This window comes from Sphaerotilus mobilis, assembly GCF_004216565.1.
GTDB lineage: Bacteria > Pseudomonadota > Gammaproteobacteria > Burkholderiales > Burkholderiaceae_C > Sphaerotilus > Sphaerotilus mobilis.
Genome location: NZ_SGWV01000007.1, coordinates 704,859 through 728,738, shown reverse-complemented (window position 1 = coordinate 728,738; position 23,880 = coordinate 704,859). Strand labels below are relative to the sequence as shown.

Sequence of the window (23,880 nt, the reverse complement as noted above, 5' to 3'; positions counted from 1 at the left end):
GGACGAGAAGGAGCCGGCGCCATGTCGAACGCTTCCTTGCCGACCCGCCTGGGCCGCACGCTGCGCCAGGATGTGCAGGACATGCATGCCTACGTGGTTCAAGGTGCCGCCGGGCTGGTCAAGCTCGATGCGATGGAGAACCCGCACACCCTGTCGCCCGAGCTGCAGGCCGAGCTGGGCCGGCGCCTGGGCGCGGTGGCGATCAACCGCTACCCGGGCGAGCGCATCGACACGCTCAAGGCTGCGCTGGCCGCTCACGCCGGCCTGCCCGAGGGCTGGTCGCTGATGCTGGGCAATGGCTCGGACGAGCTGATCTCGCTGCTGGCGCTGGCCTGTGACCGGCCCGGCGCGAGCGTGCTGGCGCCGCTGCCGGGCTTCGTCATGTATGCGATGTCGGCGCAGCTGCAGGGCCTGCGCTTCGTGGGTGTGCCGCTGACGCCGGACTTCGAGCTGGACGCCGAGGCGATGCTCGCGGCCATCGCCGAACACCGCCCGGCGATCACCTACATCGCCTATCCGAACAACCCGACGGCCAACCTGTTCGACGACGCCACGATCACGCGCATCGTCGATGCGGTCGCGGCGCAGGACGGCCTGGTCGTCATCGACGAGGCCTACCAGCCCTTTGCCGCGCGCAGCTGGCTCGGCCGGGCCGGCGCACACGACCATGTGCTGGTGATGCGCACGCTCAGCAAGTTCGGTCTGGCCGGCATCCGGCTGGGCTATCTGTGCGGCCCGGCCGCGTTGATCGGCGAGCTGGACAAGGTCCGCCCGCCCTACAACGTCAGCGTGCTCAATGCCGAGGCGGCGCTGTTTGCGCTCGACCATGCCGACGTCTATGCCGCCCAGGCCGCCGCGATCCGCGACGAGCGCCAGCGCCTGCTGGCCGCGCTGGCGGCGATGCCGGGCGTGCGGCGGGTCTGGCCCAGCGAGGCCAACATGATCCTGATCCGCGTGGCCGACAGTGCCGCCACCTTCGCCGCCCTCAAGGCCGCGGGCGTGCTGATCAAGAACGTCGCCGGTCTGCACCCGCTGCTGGCCAACTGCCTGCGCCTGACGGTGGGCACCGCCGACGAGAATCGCCAGATGATCGATGCGTTGCGGTCGTCGCGCTGAACCTGCCGCGCCGCTTTCCCTTCGTTCCCTCCGTTCCCACTGTTCCCCTTGCCGAGAGACCTGCCGTGAGCACCTCCGCCAGCCCCGCCCCCGTCGACGCCGTCGCACGCATCGCCGAGATCAGCCGCCACACCAACGAGACACGCATCACCGCGCGCATCAACCTCGATGGCAGCGGCGTGTCCAAGCTGGCCACCGGCATCGGCTTCTTCGACCACATGCTCGACCAGATCGCGCGCCACGGCCTGATCGACCTCGACATCCAGGCCGACGGCGACCTGCACATCGACGGCCACCACACGGTCGAAGACGTGGGCATCACGCTGGGCATGGCCGTCGCGAAGGCGGTCGGCGACAAGAAGGGCATCACCCGCTACGGCCACAGCTATGTGCCGCTGGACGAGGCGCTGTCGCGCGTGGTGGTCGACTTCTCCGGCCGTCCCGGGCTTGAGATGGACGTGCATTTCACCGCCGGCTCGATCGGCCAGCTCGACACGCAACTGGTCTACGAGTTCTTCCAGGGCTTCGTCAACCACGCGCTGGTCAGCCTGCACATCGACAACCTCAAGGGCAAGAACGCGCACCACCAGTGCGAGACCATCTTCAAGGCCTTCGGCCGCGCGCTGCGCATGGCGCTGACGCCCGACCCGCGCAGCGCCGGCGTGATCCCGTCGACCAAGGGGAGCCTGTGATGTCGGGCGAGCGTTCGCTGGGGGGATCCACGAACGTACCCGTTCGGCGAGGGGCTCGACGAACAGTTGCCGTGGTGGATTACGGCATGGGCAACCTGCGCAGCGTCTCGCAGGCGGTCATGCATGTCGCGCAGGACTCGGGGCTGGAGGTGATCGTCACGCGCCACCCGGACGATGTGCGCGCCGCCGAACGGGTCGTGCTGCCCGGCCAGGGCGCCATGCGCGACTGCATGCGCGAACTGCACGACTCAGGTCTGCAGGAGGCCGTGCTCGAAGCCGCTGCCAGCAAGCCGCTGATGGGCGTGTGCGTGGGCATGCAGATGCTGCTGGACCATTCCGAAGAGCAGGACACGCCCGGCCTGGGCCTGATCGCCGGACGCGTCAAGCGCTTCCAGCTTGCGGGCCGCATCCAGGCCGACGGCAGCCGCTACAAGGTGCCGCAGATGGGCTGGAACCGCGTCATGCAGGCGCGCACGCACCCGGTCTGGGCGGGGGTGCCCGACGGCGCCTGGTTCTATTTCGTGCACAGTTTCTTTGCCGCCCCGGTCGATGCCGCACACAGCGCGGGTGAAACCGAATATGGCGAGCGCTTTACCAGCGCAGTGGCACGGGATAATATTTTTGCCACCCAGTTCCACCCCGAGAAAAGCGCCGACCAAGGTCTGGCCCTTTATCGCAACTTCCTCAGCTGGAAGCCGTGAAACCTGCCGATGGGACCACCCGCCCGGTCCTGCGCTCGATGTCCCCCCTCGTCGGTGTCCCGCACCAGCGCCTCGCGCGCCATGGTGATGCTGGGTGCCATCCTTTTGACCTCTCCTGACTGACCCACAGCCATCATGCTGCTGATCCCGGCCATCGACCTCAAAGACGGCAAGTGCGTGCGCCTGAAGCAAGGCGACATGAACGACTCCACCACCTTCGGCGAGGACCCGGCTGCCATGGCGCGCCGCTGGGTTGATGCCGGCGCGCGGCGTCTGCACCTGGTCGACCTCAACGGCGCGTTTGCCGGCAAGCCCGTCAACGAAGGCGCGATCAAGGCCATCCTGGCCGAAGTCGGCGACGAGATCCCCGTGCAGCTGGGCGGTGGCATCCGCGACCTCGACACCATCGAGCGCTACCTCGACGACGGCCTGAGCTACATCATCATCGGCACGGCTGCGGTCAAGAACCCCGGCTTCCTGCGCGATGCCTGCACGGCCTTTGGCGGCCACATCATCGTGGGCCTCGATGCCAAGGACGGCAAGGTCGCCACCGACGGCTGGTCCAAGCTGACCGGCCACGAGGTCGTCGACCTGGCGCGCAAGTTCGAGGACTACGGCGTCGAAGGCGTGATCTACACCGACATCGGCCGCGACGGCATGCTCACCGGCATCAACATCGAGGCGACCGTCAAGCTGGCGCAGGCGCTGTCCATCCCGGTGATCGCCTCGGGCGGCCTGTCCAACCTGGCCGACATCCGCGCGCTCTGCGGCGTCGAGAGCGAAGGCGTCGAAGGCGTGATCTGCGGCCGCGCGATCTACACCGGCGACCTGGACTTTGCGGCGGGCCAGAAGCTGGCAGACCAGCTCAATGGCGACGGTGCCTGAGGATGCTCGCCAAACGCATCATTCCCTGCCTGGATGTCACCGGTGGCCGCGTCGTCAAGGGCGTCAACTTCGTCGAACTGCGCGATGCCGGTGACCCGGTGGAGATCGCCGCGCGCTACAACGAGCAGGGCGCTGACGAGCTGACCTTCCTGGACATCACCGCGACCAGCGACGGTCGCGACCTGATCCTGCACATCATCGAGGCGGTGGCCTCGCAGGTCTTCATCCCGCTGACCGTGGGCGGTGGTGTGCGCAGCGTCGAGGACGTGCGCCGGCTGCTCAACGCGGGGGCCGACAAGGTCAGCTTCAACTCGGCAGCGGTGGCCAATCCGCAGGTCATCCGCGATGCGTCGGACAAATACGGCGCGCAGTGCATCGTGGTGGCCATCGACGCCAAGCGCCGGGTCGGCGAGGACCTCGCCAGCAAGGGCCCGGGCTGGGACGTCTACACCCACGGCGGGCGCAAGAACATGCACCTCGATGCGGTGGCCTGGGCCACGCACATGGCGCAGATGGGTGCCGGCGAGATCTTGCTGACCAGCATGGACCGCGACGGCACCAAGAGCGGCTTCGACCTCGACCTGACGCGCGCCGTGGCCGACGCGGTGCCGGTGCCGGTGATCGCCTCAGGCGGCGTTGGCAACCTGGAGCACCTCGCCGAAGGCGTGCAGACCGGTGGCGCCGACGCGGTGCTGGCCGCGAGCATCTTCCACTACGGCGAATACACCGTCGCCGAAGCCAAGGCCGTCATGGCCTCACGCGGCATCCCAGTGAGACTGTGATGTTGGCCCCTCGCCCGGCGGGTACGCCGGGCGATCCCCCGAGGGGATCCCGTGCCGGCTTGGGGCGGCCCGGCGCTCGGCACGGGTGGAGCCCCTCACCCGGCGGGCGCTACACCAGCCCATTCCGGATGGCGTAGACCGTCATCTCGGAGTTGTTCGCCAGGCCCAGCTTCTCCAGCACGCGGGCGCGGTAGACGCTGACGGTCTTGGGGCTGAGCGTCAGTTCGTCGGCGATATCGGACAGGCGCTTGCCCGAGGCGATCATCACCAGCGTCTGAAGTTCGCGGTCGGAGAGCTTGTCGTGCGCCGCCTCGGGTGCGGACGTGGTGAGGTTCTCGACCAGCATCTGCGCCATCTCGGCCGTGATGTATTTGCGGCCCTGGGCGACCATGCGCACGGCGGCGACGATCTGGGCCGGGTCGCCGCCCTTGTTGACATAGCCGTAGGCACCGGCCTTCAGGGCCCGAAGCGCGTACTGGTCCTCGGGATACATCGAGACGATCAGGACCTTGACCGGCGCGCCTTCCTCCTTGAGCGCATGCAGCACGTCCAGGCCGCTGCGGCCGGGCAGGTTGATGTCGAGCACCAGCACGTCGCAGCTCTGCAGGCGCATCAGCGCTCGCAGCTCGCCGTAGTCGCCGGCCTCGCCGACGACCTGCATGTCGGGCTGTTCGGCCAGCGTGTCGCGGATGCCGCGCCGGATCAGGGCGTGGTCATCGCACAGGATCACCCGTGTCATAGCTCTCCCCAGGTCGAAGGGTCGTGGGCACTGCTGCCAGGTGTGGAGGTCGCACGATCGGGCGGTGTGCTGTTCTCGCCGTCGCCCTCGCCGTCGTGGCGCAGGGCGGCGCGGGTGTCCAGCGGCACCGACAGGATCAGCGTCGTCCCCTGCGGCGTGCTCGACAGCTCGACCCAGCCGCCGACCGTGTCGGCCCGCTCATGCAGGCCGCGGATGCCGAAGGATCGTGACTTGCCCAGGTCGCCACTGGCCAGGCCGCGGCCGTTGTCGCTGATCTCCAGCGAGAGCACGCCGGCGGCGATCGTCAGGTCGACCTGCACCCGCGTCGCGCGGGCATGCTTGGAGATGTTGGTGAGCGCCTCCTGAGCCGTGCGGTAGGCCACCAGCGGCACGCCGGCCGGCAGGCGCAGGTGGTCGTGGCTGGTGCGGAAGGTGGTGGCGATGCCGCTGCGGCGCTCGAAGCGCTGGGTCATCCACTGCAGCGCGGCCACCAGGCCCTGCTCCAGGATCGCCGGCCGCAGGTTGTGCATGATCCGCTGGCTGGCCTCGATCGCGTGGTTGAGCGTCTCCAGCGCCTGCTGGGTGCGTTCGACCACGGCCGGGTCCTTGGCGTGGCGCATCAGCCAGGCGAGGTCGAACTTGACCGCCGTCAGCGAGCCGCCGACGTCGTCGTGGATCTCGCGGGCGATCGCCGTGCGCTCCATCTCGATGCTGGTCTGCAGGTGCTGGGCCAGCTCGGACAGGCGCTTGCGCGAGTGCGCCAGTTCCTCGTCAGCCCGCCGTCGGGCGCGCTGGCTCTCGCTCGCATCGACCGCTTGCAGCACCGCCGGCACCAGCCGCGTCAGGTTGCTCTTGAGCAGGTAGTCGGAGGCGCCGTTGCGCATCGCCTCCACAGCGGTGTCCTCGCCGATCTCGCCCGAGACCAGGATGAAGGGCATCAGCTTGTCGCGCTCGCGCAGGAGCTCCAGCGCGATCAGGCCGGAGAAGCCCGGCAGGTTGTAGTCCGACAGCACGATGTCCCAGTCCTGCCCGAGGGCGGCGAGGAAATCGATCTCGTTGTCGACCCGGTGGATCGCCGGTTCGATGCCACCACGGCGCAGGTGGGCCAGCAGCAGCTGGTGGTCCAGTTCGGCGTCTTCCAGGTGCAGCACGCGCAGGCGGCGTGGCTTGGTGGAGCGTTGCATGCGGTGGCCCGTCGGTGGACGGCGAGTTGGCAGACGGTTGAGGGACGAGAAATGGGGCGGGAATCACCGCGTCATCCGGCCAACGACAAATCCCCCATCCGAAAAAATTCTACCCATCGATGCCCCCCAGCGGGGTGCCGCACACACCCTCGTGGCCTGCCTAAATCACGGCAGGACCGCGCCTGTCACGCCACGGAGCCGACATGCCGATGTCCGATCAGCCGAATCCCGATGCGGAACCCCCGTTCCCGCTGCTGCTGGCTGCCGAGCTTCAGGACCATCTGCTGAGCGCGGGCAATGACCTGGACCGCCTGCAGCGGCTGCTGAGCGATGCCAGCGAAGCCCTGATGACCTCGTTCTACGGCGCCAACTCCAGCCTCAACGGGCTGCTGCACCAGGCCGCCGCCATGCCGCATGTCGACACCCATGCGCTGCACGACGCGATGCAGAACCTGGCGGCAGCCGTCACCGCGCTGCAGTTTCAGGACATGGCCTCGCAACTGATCCACCACACCCACCACCGCCTTCGATCCTGCGCCGACCAGTTGGCGCGCGAGGCGATGGGCGGTGACGACGAGGGCGAGACCGTCGTCGAGGCGCCGCCCTTGCGGCCCAACCCGGTCACCCAGGACGAGATGGACGCCGGCTCGGTCGAGCTGTTCTAGCGCCGTCGCCACCCCTCTCGCCTTTCCTCACGCCGCTGTACTCGTCAATCCGTCTTCAACGACACCGCCTTTTTTCCGGAGCGCGACATGCAATCAATCCTCGCCGTGGACGACTCGGCCTCGATGCGCCAGATGGTCTCCTTCACCCTCAAGAGCGCCGGCTACAACGTGGTCGAAGCCGTGGACGGGCAGGACGCCTGGGAGAAGGCCGGCAGCCGCACCTTCGATCTGGTGCTAACCGACCAGAACATGCCCCGCATGGACGGCATCACGCTGACCAAGAAGCTGCGCGAGACCAGCCAGTTCAAGACCACGCCCATCCTGATCCTGACCACCGAGTCGGGTGACCAGATGAAGCAGGCCGGTCGCAGTGCCGGTGCCACCGGCTGGCTGGTCAAGCCCTTCGACCCGACCAAGCTGATCGAGGTCATCAAGAAGGTCGTTCGCTGACCCACCCCACCAACCCGCGCTTCGGCGCGGGCGACCGGACGCCAGCAGGCGCACCGGACTTCCATCGCATCACGGATCACTGGATTCCACCATGGCAGAAATGACCAGCGAGGGCGGCGTCGGCGGCGGCGCCGGCATCGACCTCAGCCAGTTCTTCCAGGTCTTCTTCGAGGAGGCCGGCGAGAACCTGCAGCGCATGGAGCAGCTGCTGCTGGAGCTCGACATCGAGGCCGCAGACGACGAGGCGATGAACGCGATCTTCCGTTGCGCCCACTCGATCAAGGGCGGCGCGGCGACCTTCGGCTTCAGCGACGTCGCGGCCCTGACCCACGAGATGGAGACGCTGCTCGACAAGCTGCGCCGCCATGAGCTGGCCCTGCACGCCCGCATGATCGACGTGCTGCTGGAAGCCGGCGACGCGCTCGGTCACCAGCTCGGCCGCCATCAAGGTTCCGGTGCGGATGCGCTGGACACCAGCGAGCTGCTGCTGCACATCAAGTCGCTGGCCTCGGGCGAAGCCCCGCCGCCCGCTGCGCCACCGGCGCCGGTGGCGGCCGCACCCGTGTCCGCCGCGCCCGTGTCCGCCGTGTCGGTGGCTCGTCCGGTGATCCAGGCCCCGGTCATCGCCGCGCAGCGCGAGCTGGACTTGCGCGTCGGCCCGCTGGCCGACCCGAAACAGGCCGACAACCTGATCGAGCTGTTTGCCGAGATCACCGACCTCGGCACCATCGAGCCGCTCGACATGGGCCAGTCCAGCGACGGCATGCGCCGCTTCAAGGTCGTGACCCGCAGCACCGATGCCGAGCTGCTGGACCTGTTCACCTTCCACGTCGCCCGCGAGGTCGTGCAGCTGAGCCCCTTCGGCGCCGGCTACGGCTTCCATGCCGGCAACCCGGGCGTGCCGATGGGCGCTGCGCCGCTGGACACCGACCCGGCACCGGTGGCCGCGCCCGCACCGGCGGCCGTCGATCCGGGCTACGGCTTTTTCGACGACGCACCTGGCGCGCCGGGTACCGCTGCGGCCACGCCAGCTAGCCCCGCCGCACCCGCGCCGGACGTCGCCGAGCACAAGGCCGCTGTCGTCGCCAAGCCGGCCGCCGTGCGCCACGAGAAGCCCGCCAGCGGCGGCCTCGACTCAAGCACGCTGCGCGTCTCGGTGGAGAAGGTCGACCAGCTCATCAACCTGGTCGGCGAACTCGTCATCACCCAGGCCATGCTGGCGCAGAACAGCCGTGACCTGGACCCCGTCGTCTACCAGACCCTGATCGCCGGCCTCAACGACCTGGACCGCAACACCCGCGACCTGCAAGAAGCGGTGATGTCGATCCGCATGATTCCGATGTCGACGGTCTTCAACCGCTTCCCGCGGATGCTGCGCGACCTTGCCGCCAAGCTCGGCAAGAAGGTCGAGCTGATCACGCAGGGCGAGGCCACCGAGCTGGACAAGGGCCTGATCGAGAAGATCACCGACCCGCTGACCCACCTGGTGCGCAACTCCTGCGACCACGGCTGCGAGATGCCCGAGGACCGGCTGGCCTGTGGCAAGCCCGAGACCGGCACGATCACGCTGTCGGCCTCGCACCAGGGCGGCTCGGTCGTCATCGAGGTGCGTGACGACGGCCGCGGCCTGTCGCGCGACAAGCTCATCCGCAAGGCCCGCGAGCGCGGCATCGACGCGCCCGACTCGATGACCGACGCCGAGGTCTGGGGCCTGATCTTCGCGCCCGGCTTCTCCACCGCCGAACAGGTCACCGACGTGTCCGGCCGCGGGGTCGGCATGGACGTGGTCAAGAAGAACATCACCAGCCTGGGCGGCACCGTCGAGATCGATTCGGCCGAGGGCTATGGCATGAGCGTCAAGGTGCGCCTGCCGCTGACGCTGGCCATCATGGACGGCATGAGCGTGGGGGTGGCCGACGAGGTCTACATCCTGCCGCTGGCTTCGGTGGTGGAGAGCTTCCAGGTCACCGACAAGACCATCAAGACGATCGGCGGCAATGGCCGCGTCGTGCAGGTGCGCGACGAGTACATGCCGGTGATCGAGCTGGAAAAGGTGTTCGAGGTGCCACGCTTCGACTTCGAGCACATCGCCGCAATCATGGTTGTGGTCGAGGCCGAAGGCGGGCGTGTCGCCCTGCTGGTCGACGAGCTGCTTGGCCAGCAGCAGGTCGTGGTGAAGAACCTCGAAGCCAACTACCGCCGCGTCCCGGATGTCTCGGGCGCCACCATCATGGGCGACGGCCGTGTCGCGCTGATCCTCGACACCGGCTCGCTGGTGCGTCGAACCCGCCACTGAGTCACCCACGCCGTCAGACCCGCCTCGGTCCTGCACGGCGGTCCCTTCGGAGCCACGATGGACACCCTCAAGAATCTGCTGCGCCAGTTCACCATCCGCACCCGCATGAACGGTGCCATCGCGATGGTGCTGGCGCTGTTCATCGCCTTCGCGGGCATCGGTGTGGCCATCGGCAAGCACCTGCAGGACCTCAACCTGCACTTCATGGAGCACTCTGTGGCGGAGTCCGGCCATGTCGCCGACCTGCGCTCGCTGCTCGGCGAGGTCCGCATCGCCGAGAAGAACATGGTGATCGACTACGACCAGCCTGAGCGGCTCAAGGCCCACAAGGTTGCCTGGGACCAGGCCCAGGTCGCGCTGCGCAAGGCCTTCGAGGACATGACGCTGGGCGAGGCCGACGACGACAACCCGATCGCGCTGGACGCGATCAAGCGGCTGGACGAATACGTCGCCGCCACCGCCCGAGCGGTCGACAACACGATGACCGGTGCCTACGACGGCCACCATGCCGTCGACCGGGTGCTCGATCGCTCCAAGGTCCTGATGGACGGCATCGTCAAGAACGTCGCTGCCATCGATGAGATCGTCCGGGCCGAGGCCGAGGCGACCCAGGCTGAACTGGCCGAGGCGTCCCGCCAGGCCTTGGTGATCTTCGGGATCGCGCTGGGTCTGGTGATCCTGGTCGTCGCGCCGCTGACGCTGATGAATTCGCACAGCATCGTCGGCCCGATCGACGAGGCCCGCCGCTTTGCCGATGCCATCGCGGGTGGCGATCTGAGCGCCCGGCTGAAGGTTGTCGGCCAGGACGAGCCGGCCGAGCTGATGCGCGCGCTGGGCTCGATGCAGCAGTCGCTGCAGGGCATCGTCGGCAACATCCGCCACACGGCCGAATCGATCTCGGTTGCCAGCGCCCAGATCGCCACTGGCAACCAGGACCTGTCGGGTCGCACCGAACAGACCGCCAGCAGCCTTCAGCATGCCGCCAGCTCGATGGAGCAGGTCAGCGGCACGGTGCGCCAGACGGCCGAATCGGCCCGCACCGCCAACCAGCTCGCCAGCTCGGCCGCCGATGCGGCACACCGCGGCGGCACGGTGGTCTCGCAGGTCATCACGAACATGGAGGAGATCAACACCTCCAGCCGCAAGATCGCCGAGATCATCGGCGTGATCGACGGCATCGCCTTCCAGACCAACATCCTCGCGCTCAACGCGGCCGTCGAGGCGGCGCGTGCCGGTGAACAAGGGCGCGGCTTCGCGGTCGTGGCCGGCGAGGTCCGCAGCCTGGCCCAGCGCAGCGCCAACGCCGCGCGCGAGATCAAGAGCCTGATCGGCGCCAGCGTCGAGAAGGTCGACAGCGGCGCCCGCCTGGTCCATGACGCCGGCAGCACGATGACCGAGATCGTCGCCAGCGTGCAGCGCGTCACCGACATCATCGGCGAGATCACCGCCGCGACGACCGAACAGAGCGGCGAGCTCGGCCAGGTCAGCAGCGCCGTCACCCAGCTCGACCAGATGACGCAGCAGAACGCCGCGCTGGTCGAACAAAGCGCGGCAGCCGCCGAAAGCCTGCGCGAACAGGCGCTGAGCCTGAGCAGCGTGGTCAGCCAGTTCCGCGTCGATGAACACAGCGCAGCCTCGCTCGCGCCGTCGCCGGCCCGCGTGTCGGCGCCGCTGTCCGCATCGCTGTCCGCATCGGTACCCGCTGCCCAGGCGATCCCTGCGAAGGCGACCCCACCCAAGTCGACCGCATCGAAGATCACCCACACCCCGAAGGCTCAGGCCGCCCGACCGTCGCCCCCCAAGGCGGCCGTGCCGGCGCTGGCGGCCACCTCATCGGCATCCGCCGCGATCACCGCGCCGGACGACGACTGGACCAGCTTCTGAGCCGACCGGTCAGCCCCCTAAAGAGATCCGAGACAAGTCCATGAACCTCACCTTGCGCCGCCTGCTGTGGCTGCCGCCCGTCCTGATCGGCCTGGTCCTGGCCGTTGCCGCCACCCTCGCCTGGATCGCCACCAGCCGCGACGTCGACCGCTCCGGCGCGCTGATCATCGAAAGTCAGACCAAGCTGGAGACCAGCATGCGCTGGTCCGGCCTCACCCAGGTCAACGCAGCCCGCACGATGGCCCTGCTGGTCAGCCGTGACGAGGCCCTCAATGCCACGCTCAAGACCGAGATGAAGGCCACCAGTGCCGAGATCTCGACGTTGCAGAAGGCGCTGGAAGCCCGCAGCGACGATGCTGAGCTGCAGGCCTCGCTGGCCGAGGTCGGCGCGCGTCGCAAGGCCTACATCGCCGCCCGCGATGCCGCGCAGGCCCGCAAGGCCGCCGAGCCCGATGTCGACAGCCAGGCGCTGCGCGACATGGTCTTGCCGGCGCTGCAGGCCTACACCGCCGCGCAGCAGGCCACCGTCAAGCTCGAGTCCGAACAGACCGCCCAGCAGATGAACGCATCGGGCGACCGGCGCATGCTGACCATCACGCTGGTGTGCGGTCTGCTGGCCTCGATCGTCGTGGGTCTGGGTGTCTCCAGTGCCGTGCTGGTGCGCAAGATCTGCGGCCCGATCGAATCGGTCTGCGCCCAGGCCGAACGCATGGGCGCCGGTGACCTGACGCAGCGCTTCGAGACCTCGCGGCGCGACGAGATCGGCGACCTGCAGCGGGCCTTGGCCACCACGCAGGAGGCCTTGGGCCGCACGGTCTCCGAGGTGCGCGTGTCGGTCGACTCGATCCACACCGCATCGCGCGAGGTCGCCGCCGGCAACCAGGACCTGTCGGGCCGGACCGAACAGACCGCCGGCAGCTTGCAGCAGACCGCCAGCTCGATGGAGCAGCTCAACGGCTCGGTGCGCCAGACGGCCGATGCCGCCCGCACCGCCAACCAGCTCGCCAACTCGGCGTCCGATGCGGCCCAGCGCGGCGGTCAGGTCGTCTCGCAGGTGGTCAGCAACATGGACGAGATCAACGCCGCCAGCCGCAAGATCGCCGAGATCATCGGTGTCATCGACGGCATCGCCTTCCAGACCAACATCCTGGCCCTGAACGCAGCGGTCGAAGCCGCACGGGCCGGCGAACAGGGCCGCGGCTTCGCCGTCGTCGCCAGCGAGGTCCGCAGCCTGGCCGGCCGCTCGGCCGAGGCCGCCCGCGAGATCAAAAGCCTGATCGGCGCCAGCGTCGAAAAGGTCGACAGCGGCTCACGCCTGGTCAGCGACGCCGGCTCGACGATGCAGGAAATCGTCGCCAGCGTGGCCCGCGTCAACGACATCATTGCCGAGATCACGGCGGCCACCAGCGAGCAGAGCAGCGAACTCGGCCAGATCAACGGCGCGGTGCTGCAACTCGACCAGATGACCCAGCAAAACGCCGCCCTGGTCGAACAGAGCAGCGCAGCGGCCGAGAGCCTCAACGACCAGGCCCAACGGCTCAACCAGGTCGTGCAGGTCTTCCGCACCAGAGAAGGCGCGCACGCCTGAGCGTCTCGATTCGTCGCTGCCAACACAGGCCGCGTCCCGCAAGGGGCGCGGCTTTTGTCATTTGTGGGGCGGGGCTGGTCGCACGACTGCGCCGGCCCTACCGGGCTGCATGGCCGATGCCCGGCCGGGCGAGGCCCCCTCGTCCAGCCACGGCAGATCGATGCCAAGTACCTTCTGATGCAGCAACTGCAGCGCCGTCCGCGCCTGCGACGGCGTCGACGCACTGACGTTGCGCTCGGACGCCAGATGCGTCAGGAAGGCCGTTACCTCCGGTTCTCCCAAATCTTGATGATGACGCCGGCCGTGAAAATGAATATAGCGCCGAGCCCAACCGACATATACCTCCTCGGTCCGCAGGGCATATTGACGGACACGGATGGCCTGGCGCAGCCGGGTCAGCAACCTGGGCTGGGGCGATGCAGGTGCGTCGGCCAGTTCTTCGCTCATGGATACCTTCGGGAGTTCGATGTGGGAGGCCAAATTTAGGCGGCCTATTCACGCCGCATCGTCACCTTCAAGAGGGGGGCGACGGGGGCTGTTCACCTCGGGCCGAGAGCGCTAGGATCCGCGCGAGGGCGGCATCGGGACTGCGCGTTAGGCTGCAGGTTTTCGTATGTTGGGTGCTGCCTAAACAACGTTAGGCCACTCGCCCATTCATGCCCGAACCGCGTCAATCATGAAAACCGAGCCCCTCACGCTGTTCACCGCTGCTGCCCAACTTCACACGCTGGCGCGTCCGGCCTCGGTTTCTTGCCGCCGCGTGTCGCTCTGGCCGTTCCAAACGTTGGTTAACCCGCGAGCCAAATACAGCCAAGGTTTGCGCCTAACCCGGCATTCAAGCGGACTGCCTTCGGCAGCCGCTTATTTTTGACGTTGGGCGTCATGCTGAACACACGCGCAAATATAGCCGATGAGCTTGCTTGGTTGGCGTCTGAACTCAGGGGACCAATGCCGCCAGCCTGCACGAAGGACGGTTGGTCGCAGGAAATATGGCAAAAGTGGCAGTCCATTTTCGAAACACTTCATGCACGCGTGGTAGCTGGAGAGTCGGACTTCTCTGGTGCAATAGCTCGCGCAATGGACTTTGACGGTGTGATCAATGGGCAAATCCTGGAGCGCGCCGCAGCTGTGGGGAATGCTCTTGGTCGCCTCTAAACTGCGCCCTATCCGAAGGTCCCAATTCGTGAATCACCGAACGCCCAACCCATCATTCCACCGGACCGCCTCCGGCGGCCGGTGAATTCAAACGTTAGGCGTCACAAGCGTATTTGCATGCTTCCACCACGTCTCGTCCTTGCTCTATGCGTTGCGGCATCGGCTTCGGCTTGCGGACAGCGGCCAACTGCCGAGTTAAGCCGAGCCCTGCCACCGAACATGCTGGCGACCTGCGAGCCGCCATCGGAACGGGAGCTAAAAGTTCTTGACACGGCCGCCGATGCCATCGCACTGGACGAAGAGCCGATTTCCAACTGGTTGACCATCGGCGCACAGAAGACCCTTGGAAATGGTCTCATCCGTAGCGGGCCGAAAGGGAGTGTGCCAATTTGCACTCCTGACACAGTGATGAACAGAGTTGGGGCCTCACTCAAAGCACCGAAGGGTTTAGGGGCTGGACAGCTTGTCGAGTACCAGCTTCAGCTCGCCAGCAAAATACCAATGCCGGATGAAATCGTGATCGAGCAGGTCGGCAAGGCGGCCTTCAATGAATCTAAGCAGCACTCCGAAGTGTTCCCTCGCCAAGACATTCGGCCACTTGGCCGGTCCACACTCGCCACTTTCGGCAAGAGAGCAATTGCATTCCGAGACGTTGCAGTACAGCAGATGTCCGGCGAAACACCACTTGGGACAGGCGCAGCGCAAGTAGCCGCGGTTGTGGGAGATCCCACAGCTCTTCCTCGGATAGTCGAGATGATCAACGTCAAGGTCGGAAACCTGCCCCCGAATGCGGTCATCCAACTGGACGCACGAGACCGACTTCTTGAGCTGGCATGGGCCATCTACTTCGCCGGGGATGCCGGTCGCACCGCAAGTGCATCCATCCACAAGGTAATGGAGCGCAAGGTTGAGAGCCGTGCACCACCGTTTGGAATCGTCGAGCTCAACCCCAAGCGCTTCTGCCGCGTCCTTGAACTAATCGAAGGACCGGCCGCAACTGTCGCGTATCCGTACTGCAGCGATCCATCTGTTCCATTCGAGCAATGACGCCTAACCTGTCGCTCGAGCCGACTCGCGTCGGCAAGCCGCCGCTCGCGGCTCAGCTTCAACGTTGAAGCGCATGGACACTCGCTGGTACACGTTCGCTGAGATTTGCAGCCGCGACTTTGCGGAGTGCTCGTTTAAGGGCGAACTAGTGGCCAGTTGCGGCGGAAGCGAAGACATTGCTTGGGCATTGTTCTTTCATCTTCGGGGCGAAAGTCTCGCTTGGCTTCAGCGCAGCGTTCCGGCGCTGGACAACCAAATGCCCGCCAGGCTCATTGCCGACGGGCAAGCAGATCGTGTTCGCGACTGTCTCTGGAGCATGCCATGCTGATGCGCTTCAACCATTCGCTGCAGCGGACGGCTTCGCCGTCCGCTGAGCTCAAACGTTAGGCGTCACAAAGACAAACCACCCTATGGCAGCACCCGGAGGCCCCGATCCCGAGACTTGCCGCAAGATGAGTCCAAGAGCCCGATTAATCTATTGGATCGTGATATCAGCCATTGCAGGCTGGATCATCTATGGATTGATTCGATAGAAAACGCACTAAATCGAATCGCGAAACAGCCAGAGGTATCAATGAGGTATACAACGTTTTCCCAGATGCCAGAGACCTGGTTGCGACAGGTGCTGTATACCGTCTACGCAGCGCCATTTTCACGAAAGCAAACATGAAACAATGGTAACGGATGTTGAAAGAGAGAAGTAGCCCAACATCCTCAGCGCACCCTCGGGTTCATGGGTACATACATGTTCAACTTCCATCAGGCGAAGCTCGAAGTCATGCGCAGCACCGCAGTGACGCCTAACCATTCGCTCAGCCGGACCCATTGCGGCATGCGGCTAAAGGCCCGTCATTTCATTCTGGACCTTTAGCCACATACCGCAACGGTCCGGTTAGCTCAAACGTTAGGCTCCTCCGCAAGCATATGAGCACCTCTCCAAAACCATCAGCCTTCTGGCTTTTCATGCTTTGGATCGCCATAACCCTAGTTTGGGCGTTATCCGGTTTCTTGCTCGATGGAGTGAAGGAGCGCGGGACCTTTGGTGACATGTTTGGGGCAGTAAATGCGCTTTTTTCCGGACTAGCGTTTGCCACCCTGATATACACGACATGGATGCAGCGCGATGAACTGGCTCTTCAACGAGAAGAGTTGGCTTCAACCAGAGAGGAACTCGCCGGACAAAAGGAGCAACTTGAACAGCAAAGCGCCACCTTTGAGCTACAGCGCTTCGAGTCAACATTCTTCTCACTTCTTGAAGCGCATGGGCAAATCGTTTCGTCAATGGATCTTGTAAGTGACGGCAACCGCGTTACGAAGTCTAGGGATTGCTTTAAGGTCTGGTTCAATCGATTAAAAAATCATCACGCGGCCCACGCCGTTTATCCGCCTGAGGCGGGCGCAGCGTTAGCCACCGTGCAAGATGTCTATTCGCGCTTTTACGAAGAACACCAATCGGAGGTCGGTCATTACTTTCGCACCCTCTATCACATCATCAAGCTTGTCGATGAGTCGGGGGTACCGAATAAGCGCCGCTACACAAGTCTTGCAAGAGCTCAACTGTCAAGTTACGAGCAGGCTTTTTTGTTCTACAACTGCTTAAGCCAGAATGGGAACAAAAAATTCAAACCACTTGTGGAGCGCTATGCCCTGCTAGAAAACATGCCGACCAATTTGCTTCTTGCTCCCGATTTGCACATACCACTGTATGCCCCATCTGCATACGGTGACGACTACGCGCAAATCAAAGAGCGCTACAAACTGGGTTAACTTTATGCAAAGCAGAAAGGCGCCTAACTGGGCGGTCAAGCGGACGCCAACAAAGCCCATGGCTTCGCCATTTTCATGGGCTTTGTTGGTGCCCTCCACTCGCTGCGCTCCTTCCGGCGCCGCTTACCTTGGGCGTTAGGCGTCGCAGGCCACCGCTATCACCAACCGAGCGCAGAAGCCAATGTCACCCTCCAGTCCTTCGTACAGCCTTTCGGATGTCTTCAACGAGAGCGATCTACCAGTGCTCACCTTCGTCCAGCCCAGTGAGTTCGACGATATGGTTGGCTCACTGGTCACGGCTGGAAAGCACCTCACGCTCAGTGGCCCATCGGGCTGTGGCAAGACCACTCTTGCCAAGAAGGCGCTCGAAGAAGCGCAGTTCGGCCCTGGGAACACAGTGTGGATATCTGGAAGAGACCACACCAGTGCTCAAACCGTTGGCGACCTATTCTCCAAGGCCTTGTCGTGCAACAACTCAGAAGAAGAGGTAGTTGCGCTCCTCGCAGCAGCTGGAATCGTAGTCCTTGATGACTTCCATCACCTCCAAGAGATGCTCCGGAAAGATATCGGCTACAAGCTTAAGCGCTGGAACGAACTCGGCCTCCGATTCTTCATTATCGGAATCGCTAGCTCCAACAAGAAGATGCTGGATATTGATCCGGAACTTGGCATCCGTAACGATGTATACGAGATCAAGCGGCAGTCTGACAAGTTCTTGACCGACATTCTTGAGCTGGGTGAGAAGCACTTAAACGTGAAGTTCTCGCCCTCCGCGAGATCGGACTATGTCAAAGCAGCCTCCGGAATTCCGTCTGCGATTCAGGTTATTTGCCGCGTCGCGTGCATTCGAAGTAAGGTGCTCAAGACACACCCCGAGCCAGAGCCGAAGCCTATTGATCTCGGCATGGATTCCGTGAAAGACGGAGTGCTCAGAATATATCGAGGCAAATACCACAACCGCCTGATTGGGCTTTGCAAAGGAAAACAGCAGGCTAGGTCAGTTCACAACACTTATTTCGACATAATCAAGATCATTAGCCTGATCGGGAAGAGCGAGGTTCAGTTTCAAGAGGTTCAGCAGCGCTTGCTCTACGGGCTGGACGATGCCAAAGAACGGGCAAAAAAGACCACTTCGTTTCACAACTGCCTAAAGTATCTTCCTTCAGTGATTGAGGAACGTGGCCTTGACGACGCGATCTACTTGAATAAGGACTCTGAGAGCATCACTATCGAGGATCCCTCATTTGGCCTCTACCTCACGCTTGCGAATCTCGACGAGATAGGGCAAGCCATCCGCCTGCGGCGTTCTGGCTACCCCTGGGATGTTGCAGTGTCCTTTGCTGGGGAAGATCGCGAGGTCGTAGAGCGCTTGAAGAATATCTTGAACGATTCGGGATACACGGTCTTCTACGACTTCGATGTACAGCATCAATTGTGGGGCATAGATCTTCGAGCAAAGTTGGCTGACGTTTATGCGAATGACGCGCAATACATGCTCATATTTCTTTCCAGGCATTATCCTGAGAAAGACTGGACCAACTTCGAGTTCGAGATCGGCAAGGATGCTCGCTCAAAGAGAACGGCAACCTACCTTCTGCCGGTCCTAATTGATGATGTCACCGTTGTGGGTCTCTCTAGCAACGTTGGGCATATAGATTTGCGTCGCTGTAGCGTCGAGCAACTTGCTGCGAGTCTGATCGACAAGATCGAGCAGGAATGAATGCCCACCCAACTCATAGCGTGGCGACGCCTAACCATTCGTTCAACCGGACGCAGTGGGGCATGCCGCCGTTTGGGGCTCCATTTCATTCAGCCCCAAACGTCGTCATACCCCACCGCTCTGGTTAACTCGCACCCCCAGTCTGCATTTGTTTTCTCTTTTCGATGTTGATTTTCTTGAGCTGCCGACGCGCGCTGAAACGGCTGAACAGAGAACAGACTGCCACTCTACAGACGGCCTTGTTGCAACTGGCGGTGCGCACGCGCGATGCCAGCGGCGGACCCAGATACGAGTCGCTGAGCGGGGCTCCACTCCTATCGCATGGCTTCGGCCTTGCGGCCCCACCAGGGGTTAGTCGAGCTTGCCCGCTGCTGGTCTGACCTGTCAGTGCATCTTCATCGTGTCGTCGTGCAAGGAAGCGATGGCGCCAGTGGCGCGATTCATGCCGGCCTTGGATTCATCGACGTTGAGGTTTGTCTGGCGGCGGGTTGGACGCTGACGTGATGGTGATCGAAGCGGTCAAACCGCATCAACACCGCCCACAGAATGCGGGCATTCTTGTTGGCCAGCGCCACCACCGCCTTCTGCCACCCTGACCGCTCGTTCAAAGCGAGCACCCAGCAGCTGATCGGGTCGCTGCGCGAATCGGCGGTATTGACCACGGATTTCGCCCCCTGAATCAGCAGCGTGCGCAGGTACACGTCACTGCGCTTGGTGATGCTGCCCAGTTTGGTTTTGCCGCCCGTCGAATTCTGTTTGGGCACCATGCCCAGCCAAGCGCCGAAGGGGTCGGCACTCTTGAACCGCTTGTGAAGCAGTGGCGGACTCCAACAGCTTCAGTTTGAGGGAGCTACCCGCCGCTTCACTCCTGCGCCCGCCTCAACGTCTCCGTCACCGGCCGCCTGAGCACCTCGCGCAGGCTGTACCAGCCGGCGGCCCCGGCGAGCAGGGCGCCGGAGAGGCCGCCGGCTGGGACGGTCCACCAGGGGGCTTGCCAGTTGAAGTTGAAGGCGTACTTCGCCAGCGCCCAGCCGACCGCCAGGGCGGCGATGCTGGCGAGCGTGCCGGCGAGTGCGCCGGTGCCCAGCAGTTCGGCGCGCTGAACGGTTGCCAGCAAGGTCTGGCGGGCGCCCATGGCGCGCATCAGGGCGTATTCGCGCTCACGCGCCTCGCGGGTCGCGCTGACGGCGGCGAACAGCACCAGCAGGCCGGCGGCGAGGGTGAACAGGAAGAGGAACTCGACCGCCGCGATGACCTGGTCGAGGACTTGCTGGACCTGGGCGATCTGGGTCGACACGTCGATCACCGTCAGGTTGGGAAACTGCTTGAGCAGGGCGCTGTCGAAGCCCCGGCCGTCGGGTGCGCGGAAGGCCGCGATGGTGGTTGACGGCAGCTCGGGCATGGATGCGCGCGGCGCCATCACGAAGAAGTTGACCCGCATCGAGGTCCAGTCGACCTTGCGCAGGCTGGTGATGCGCCCGCTCATCGGCAGGCCGGCCACGTCGAAGCGCAGGTGGTCGCCGAGCTTGAGGCCGAGCGTGTCGGCCAGGCCTTGTTCGACGCTCATGGCGTCGGGCTCGTCGTCGGTCCACTGGCCGGCGCTGACCTCGTTGTGCGACGGCAGCACAGCAGCGTGGCTGAGGTTGAACTCGCGGTCGACCAGGCGGCGGGCGCGGTCGTCGCGGTAGGCGTCGACCTGGATCTCGCGGTCGTTGATGGCCACCAGCCGGCCGCGGATCATCGGGTACCAGTCGTAGCGGGTGACGCCAGCGGCCCGCAGCGCGGTCTGGAAGTCGTCGCCTTGCTCGGGCTGGATGTTGATGACGAAGCGGTTGGGCGCATCGGCCGGCGTGGCCGCGCGCCAACTGGCGATCAGGTCGGTGCGCAGCAGCACCAGCAGCACCAGCGCCATCAGGCCCAGGGCCAGCGAGCTGACCTGCAGCACGACCAGGGCCGGGCGCGCGCCGAGCTGGCGCGTGGCCAGCGTCAGCCAGCGCGGCGCGGTGGCCTCGGGTACGTAGCGGCGCAGTGCCCGCACGGCGAGGTAGGACAGGCCGGCGAACAAGGCCCAGGCGGCGGCGAAGCCGCCGATGGCGATGCCGCCGAGCTTCCAGTCGGCGGCGACCGCCAGCAGCAGCGCGGCATAACCGGCCACGCCCGCGATCAGCACCACCGCGCTGGCGGCCTGGGTCTGGCCCAGCTCGCGCCGGATCACCCGCAGCGGCGGCACCCGTGCCAGTTGCAACACCGGCGGCAGGCCGAAGGCGGCCAGCAGCACCAGCCCGACCAGCATGCCGAAGCCGGCCGGCCACAGGCCCGGTGCCGGCAGCGAGGTGTTGACCAGACCGGCCAGCAGCCAGACGAAGACCTGATGCACCAGCAGGCCCAGCAAGACGCCGGCCACGCTGGCGGCAAGGCCGACCACGCCGATCTCGATCGTGTAGATCGCCGCGATGCGCCGCTGCGGCTGGCCCAGCACACGCAGCATCGCGCAGCCGTCCAGGTGCCGGGCCGCGAAGCCGCGCGCGGCGATGCCGACCGCGACGGCGGCCAGCAGCGCCGACAGCACGGCCACCAGGCGCAGGAACTGGCCGGCGCGGTCGAGCGTCTGGCGCATTTCCGGACGGGCGCTTTCCAGCGATTCGACCTGCGCGCCGCGCACCTTGTCGCGCGCGATGCGGTCTTCGGCCCATTGCAGGTAGCCCTTCACGGCGGCGTCGCCACCGCGTCCTTCGCGGGCGGCCACCGCCAGACGCCAGCGGATCCGGCTGGCCGGCTGGACCAGGCCGGTGGCGGCGAGATCGGCCTCGGCCAGCATCACGCGCGGGGCGAAGTTGATGAAGCCGGCGCCGCGGTCGGGCTCCTGCACGATGACCTGGGCGATGCGCAGGCGGGCGTCGCCCAGCAGCAGGCTGTCGCCGACTTGCAGGGCCAGGGCATCGAGCACGGCGGCATCGACCCAGACGGTGCCGGCCGCAGGACCGCTGCGGACCTTGCGCAGCGGGCCGTCGACCGCGTCAGCCACCTGCAGCGCACCGCGCAGCGGGTAGCCCGGCGCGACGGCCTTGAGCGAGACCAGACGGGCGGCGCCGCCCTGTGCATCGTCGGCCCGGGCCATGCTCGGGAAGGACGCGCTGCGGGCGCTCGCCAGGCCCATTTCGGTGGCGCTGAGGCTGAAGCTGTCGGGCAGGGGCTGGTCACTGGCGACCACCGCGTCACCGCCGAGCAGCGCCAGGGCGTCTTGCGCCATGCCCTGCTGCAGCCGGTCGGCGAAGAAGGCGACCGCACACATCGAGGCCACCGCCAGCGTGACCGCTGCGGCCATCAAGCGCAGCTCGCCGGCCCGCAGATCGCGCAGCAGCTGTCGCAGCGCCAGCAGCCAGACCGAAGCCGGTCGCAGGGCCGGGCGGGGACGCGCCTGGGGCACGGGCAGGGGAGTGGCGGGGGGCAGCGTGGAGCTCATCGGGGCAGGCGTCCTGACGGGTGTCGATGGGGTTCGATCGGCGAAGGCCGCACGCTACACCAAGGCCGTTGCCGGCCCGAACGCAGCATGCAAATGACCCGAATGACACCCGCCGGGTCGCGTGCTGCAATCGCCTCACCATGAAACACAGCTTCCCCCCACTCTACGTGTCGCACGGCTCGCCGATGATCGCGCTCGAGTCATCGCCGGCCGCCCGCTTCCTCGACCGGCTCGGCCCGGCGGTTGAAGCCGCCTTTGGCCGGCCGAAGGCCGTGCTGGTCGTGTCGCCGCACTCGTCGACCCGCGAGACGATGCTGCTGGGCGGCCTGCGCCATGAGGCGATCCACGACTTCGGTGGCTTCCCGCAGGCGCTCTACGAGCAGCGCTACGACGCACCCGGCGCGCCCGCGCTGGCCGCAGAGATCGCCCGCTCGCTGGCCGACACCGGCGTGGCCGCGCAGTCTGTCCCCGCCAGCGGTCTGGACCACGGCATCTGGACGCTGATGAAGCGCGCCTGGCCGGGCGCCGACCTGCCGGTGCTGCCGCTCACGCTGGTGCCCAACGCGTCGCCGGCGCGCCAGTTCGCGCTCGGCGAGGCGCTGTCGCGCTGGGCCGACGAGGGCGTGCTGATCATCGGCAGCGGCTCGCTGACCCACAACCTGCGGCGCTTCTTCAGCAGCCCGAACGCGCACGAGGGCAACCGCGAACTGCCGGTCTCGCCCGACGTCGCCGAGTTCCAGGAATGGGTCCGCGCGCGCGGCGCCGACCGCGACTGGGACGCCCTGATCGACTACCGCAAGCAAGCCCCGCACGCGGCCCTGCAGCACCCGACCGACGAGCACTGGCTGCCCTACTACATCGCGGCCGGTGCCGGTGGCCGCACGTCGCCGGCGGTGCGCATCCACGCCAGCGTCGACGCCGGCATGCTGGCGATGGACGCCTATGCCTTCGGCCCACAGGCGGGACGCATGGCCGAGGCGCTGGGCGAAGTCCAGGCGGCCTGACGGGACGGCCAGCATCGCCGATCATCACGGCCATGCTGACCGTCCACCACCTTGAAAACTCGCGCTCGCAGCGCGTCCTCTGGCTGCTCGAAGAACTGGGTCTGACCTATGAGGTCCGGCGCTACGAGCGTGATCGCACGACGATGCTGGCGCCGCCCGAACTGCGCGCGGTGCACCCGCTGGGCAAGTCGCCCGTGTTGACCGACGTGGCCGACGACGGCTCGACGGTCACGGTGGCCGAGACCGGCGCCATCGTCGAGTACCTGATCGAACGCCACGGCAACGGTCGCCTGAAGCCGGTGGCGGGCTCGCCCGACCTGCTGGCCTGGCGCTACTGGCTGCACTTCGCCGAAGGCTCGGCGATGACGCCGCTGCTGCTCAAGCTGGTGTTCGACCGCATCGCCAGCGCGCCGATGCCCTTCTTCGCCCGCCCGATCGCCAAGGCCATCGCGGCGCAGACCGAGAAGGCCTTCTTCGGCCCGAACCTGCGCAGCCACGCCAGCTACATCGAGGCCGAGCTGACACGCCAGCCCTGGTTCGCGGGCGCCGAGTTCAGCGCCGCCGACATCATGATGAGCTTCCCGCTCGAAGCCGCCGCGCACCGCGCGGGCCTGGGTGCCGAGGGGCGGCATCCCCACGCCAAGGCCTGGCTCGAACGCATCCACGCCCGGCCGGCCTACCGCCGAGCCCTCGAAAGTGGCGGACCCTACGCCTACGCCTGAGCCGCTTCGATGGGCCCGGG

Annotated in this window: 19 protein-coding genes and 1 pseudogene; 15 read left to right on the top strand and 5 right to left on the bottom strand. The window is 65.8% G+C overall.

All coding sequences use genetic code 11. The features are described 5' to 3' along the window. Nucleotides 1–21: 21 nt before the first annotated feature. The 5 genes from hisC (at nucleotide 22) to hisF (ending at nucleotide 4,176) form a co-directional block, all read left to right on the top strand. Nucleotides 22–1,116: a histidinol-phosphate transaminase gene (gene hisC, locus EV685_RS03520; protein ID WP_130480567.1), complete on the top strand. Its 1,095-nt coding sequence runs from the start codon at nucleotides 22–24 to the stop codon at nucleotides 1,114–1,116. 65 nt (nucleotides 1,117–1,181) lie between these two features. Continuing rightward, nucleotides 1,182–1,808 (top strand): imidazoleglycerol-phosphate dehydratase HisB, encoded by a 627-nt coding sequence (gene hisB, locus EV685_RS03515; protein WP_130480566.1) that lies wholly within the window; start codon nucleotides 1,182–1,184, stop codon nucleotides 1,806–1,808. Continuing rightward, nucleotides 1,808–2,509, top strand: coding sequence for an imidazole glycerol phosphate synthase subunit HisH (gene hisH / locus EV685_RS03510; RefSeq protein ID WP_130480565.1), 702 nt, complete (start codon nucleotides 1,808–1,810; stop codon nucleotides 2,507–2,509). The genes hisB and hisH overlap by 1 nt, the downstream gene beginning before the upstream one ends. Nucleotides 2,510–2,644: 135 nt before the next feature. Next, nucleotides 2,645–3,394 (top strand): 1-(5-phosphoribosyl)-5-[(5-phosphoribosylamino)methylideneamino]imidazole-4-carboxamide isomerase, encoded by a 750-nt coding sequence (gene hisA / locus EV685_RS03505; RefSeq protein WP_130480564.1) that lies wholly within the window; start codon nucleotides 2,645–2,647, stop codon nucleotides 3,392–3,394. 2 nt (nucleotides 3,395–3,396) lie between these two features. After that, entirely contained in the window at nucleotides 3,397–4,176 is a 780-nt protein-coding gene (gene hisF, locus EV685_RS03500; RefSeq protein ID WP_130480563.1) for an imidazole glycerol phosphate synthase subunit HisF, read from the top strand. A gap of 109 nt (nucleotides 4,177–4,285) precedes the next feature. On the opposite strand, the gene EV685_RS03495 is transcribed toward hisF, so the two are convergent. Next, nucleotides 4,286–4,915 carry a response regulator gene (locus tag EV685_RS03495; protein WP_130480562.1) on the bottom strand — a complete coding sequence of 210 codons (630 nt, stop codon included), beginning with the start codon at nucleotides 4,913–4,915 and terminating at the stop codon, nucleotides 4,286–4,288. Further along, nucleotides 4,912–6,099: a hybrid sensor histidine kinase/response regulator gene (locus EV685_RS03490; RefSeq protein WP_130480561.1), complete on the bottom strand. Its 1,188-nt coding sequence runs from the start codon at nucleotides 6,097–6,099 to the stop codon at nucleotides 4,912–4,914. The genes EV685_RS03495 and EV685_RS03490 overlap by 4 nt, the downstream gene beginning before the upstream one ends. A 203-nt stretch (nucleotides 6,100–6,302) precedes the next feature. Here EV685_RS03490 and EV685_RS03485 point away from each other — a divergent pair, with 203 nt between their 5' ends. The 5 genes from EV685_RS03485 (at nucleotide 6,303) to EV685_RS21150 (ending at nucleotide 12,982) form a co-directional block, all read left to right on the top strand. Then, entirely contained in the window at nucleotides 6,303–6,764 is a 462-nt protein-coding gene (locus EV685_RS03485; RefSeq protein ID WP_130480560.1) for a hypothetical protein, read from the top strand. An 87-nt stretch (nucleotides 6,765–6,851) separates the two neighbouring features. Next, nucleotides 6,852–7,214, top strand: a complete 363-nt coding sequence (locus EV685_RS03480; RefSeq protein ID WP_130480559.1) for a response regulator — start codon at nucleotides 6,852–6,854, stop codon at nucleotides 7,212–7,214. A gap of 91 nt (nucleotides 7,215–7,305) precedes the next feature. Next, complete coding sequence (locus EV685_RS03475; RefSeq protein ID WP_130480558.1) at nucleotides 7,306–9,510, top strand: chemotaxis protein CheA; 2,205 nt, start codon at nucleotides 7,306–7,308, stop codon at nucleotides 9,508–9,510. Nucleotides 9,511–9,567: 57 nt separating this feature from the next. After that, nucleotides 9,568–11,394 carry a methyl-accepting chemotaxis protein gene (locus EV685_RS03470; protein ID WP_130480557.1) on the top strand — a complete coding sequence of 609 codons (1,827 nt, stop codon included), beginning with the start codon at nucleotides 9,568–9,570 and terminating at the stop codon, nucleotides 11,392–11,394. A gap of 40 nt (nucleotides 11,395–11,434) precedes the next feature. Next, complete coding sequence (locus EV685_RS21150; protein WP_130480556.1) at nucleotides 11,435–12,982, top strand: methyl-accepting chemotaxis protein; 1,548 nt, start codon at nucleotides 11,435–11,437, stop codon at nucleotides 12,980–12,982. Nucleotides 12,983–13,039: 57 nt separating this feature from the next. Here the strand turns inward: EV685_RS21150 and EV685_RS03460 are convergent, their stop codons facing one another. After that, on the bottom strand, nucleotides 13,040–13,429 hold the full coding sequence (locus EV685_RS03460) for a site-specific integrase (RefSeq protein WP_130480555.1): 390 nt from the start codon (nucleotides 13,427–13,429) through the stop codon (nucleotides 13,040–13,042). A gap of 927 nt (nucleotides 13,430–14,356) precedes the next feature. Here EV685_RS03460 and EV685_RS03455 point away from each other — a divergent pair. From EV685_RS03455 to EV685_RS03440, 3 genes are all read left to right on the top strand, one after another. Continuing rightward, on the top strand, nucleotides 14,357–15,184 hold the full coding sequence (locus tag EV685_RS03455; protein ID WP_130480554.1) for a hypothetical protein: 828 nt from the start codon (nucleotides 14,357–14,359) through the stop codon (nucleotides 15,182–15,184). Nucleotides 15,185–16,108: 924 nt separating this feature from the next. After that, nucleotides 16,109–16,951 (top strand): putative phage abortive infection protein, encoded by an 843-nt coding sequence (locus EV685_RS03445; protein WP_130480552.1) that lies wholly within the window; start codon nucleotides 16,109–16,111, stop codon nucleotides 16,949–16,951. A 181-nt stretch (nucleotides 16,952–17,132) separates the two neighbouring features. After that, nucleotides 17,133–18,671, top strand: a complete 1,539-nt coding sequence (locus EV685_RS03440; protein WP_130480551.1) for a TIR domain-containing protein — start codon at nucleotides 17,133–17,135, stop codon at nucleotides 18,669–18,671. Nucleotides 18,672–19,111: 440 nt separating this feature from the next. Here EV685_RS03440 and EV685_RS03435 read toward each other — a convergent pair. Next, nucleotides 19,112–19,456, bottom strand: a pseudogene (locus EV685_RS03435) (transposase); the annotation flags it as partial. 77 nt (nucleotides 19,457–19,533) lie between these two features. Further along, nucleotides 19,534–22,071: an ABC transporter permease gene (locus EV685_RS03430; RefSeq protein ID WP_165396721.1), complete on the bottom strand. Its 2,538-nt coding sequence runs from the start codon at nucleotides 22,069–22,071 to the stop codon at nucleotides 19,534–19,536. A gap of 203 nt (nucleotides 22,072–22,274) precedes the next feature. Between EV685_RS03430 and EV685_RS03425 the strand changes: the two genes are divergently transcribed. Both EV685_RS03425 and EV685_RS03420 read left to right on the top strand, forming a co-directional pair. Next, nucleotides 22,275–23,138, top strand: coding sequence for a dioxygenase family protein (locus EV685_RS03425; RefSeq protein WP_130480549.1), 864 nt, complete (start codon nucleotides 22,275–22,277; stop codon nucleotides 23,136–23,138). A gap of 32 nt (nucleotides 23,139–23,170) precedes the next feature. After that, nucleotides 23,171–23,860: a glutathione S-transferase gene (locus EV685_RS03420; protein ID WP_130480548.1), complete on the top strand. Its 690-nt coding sequence runs from the start codon at nucleotides 23,171–23,173 to the stop codon at nucleotides 23,858–23,860. Nucleotides 23,861–23,880: the final 20 nt, after the last annotated feature.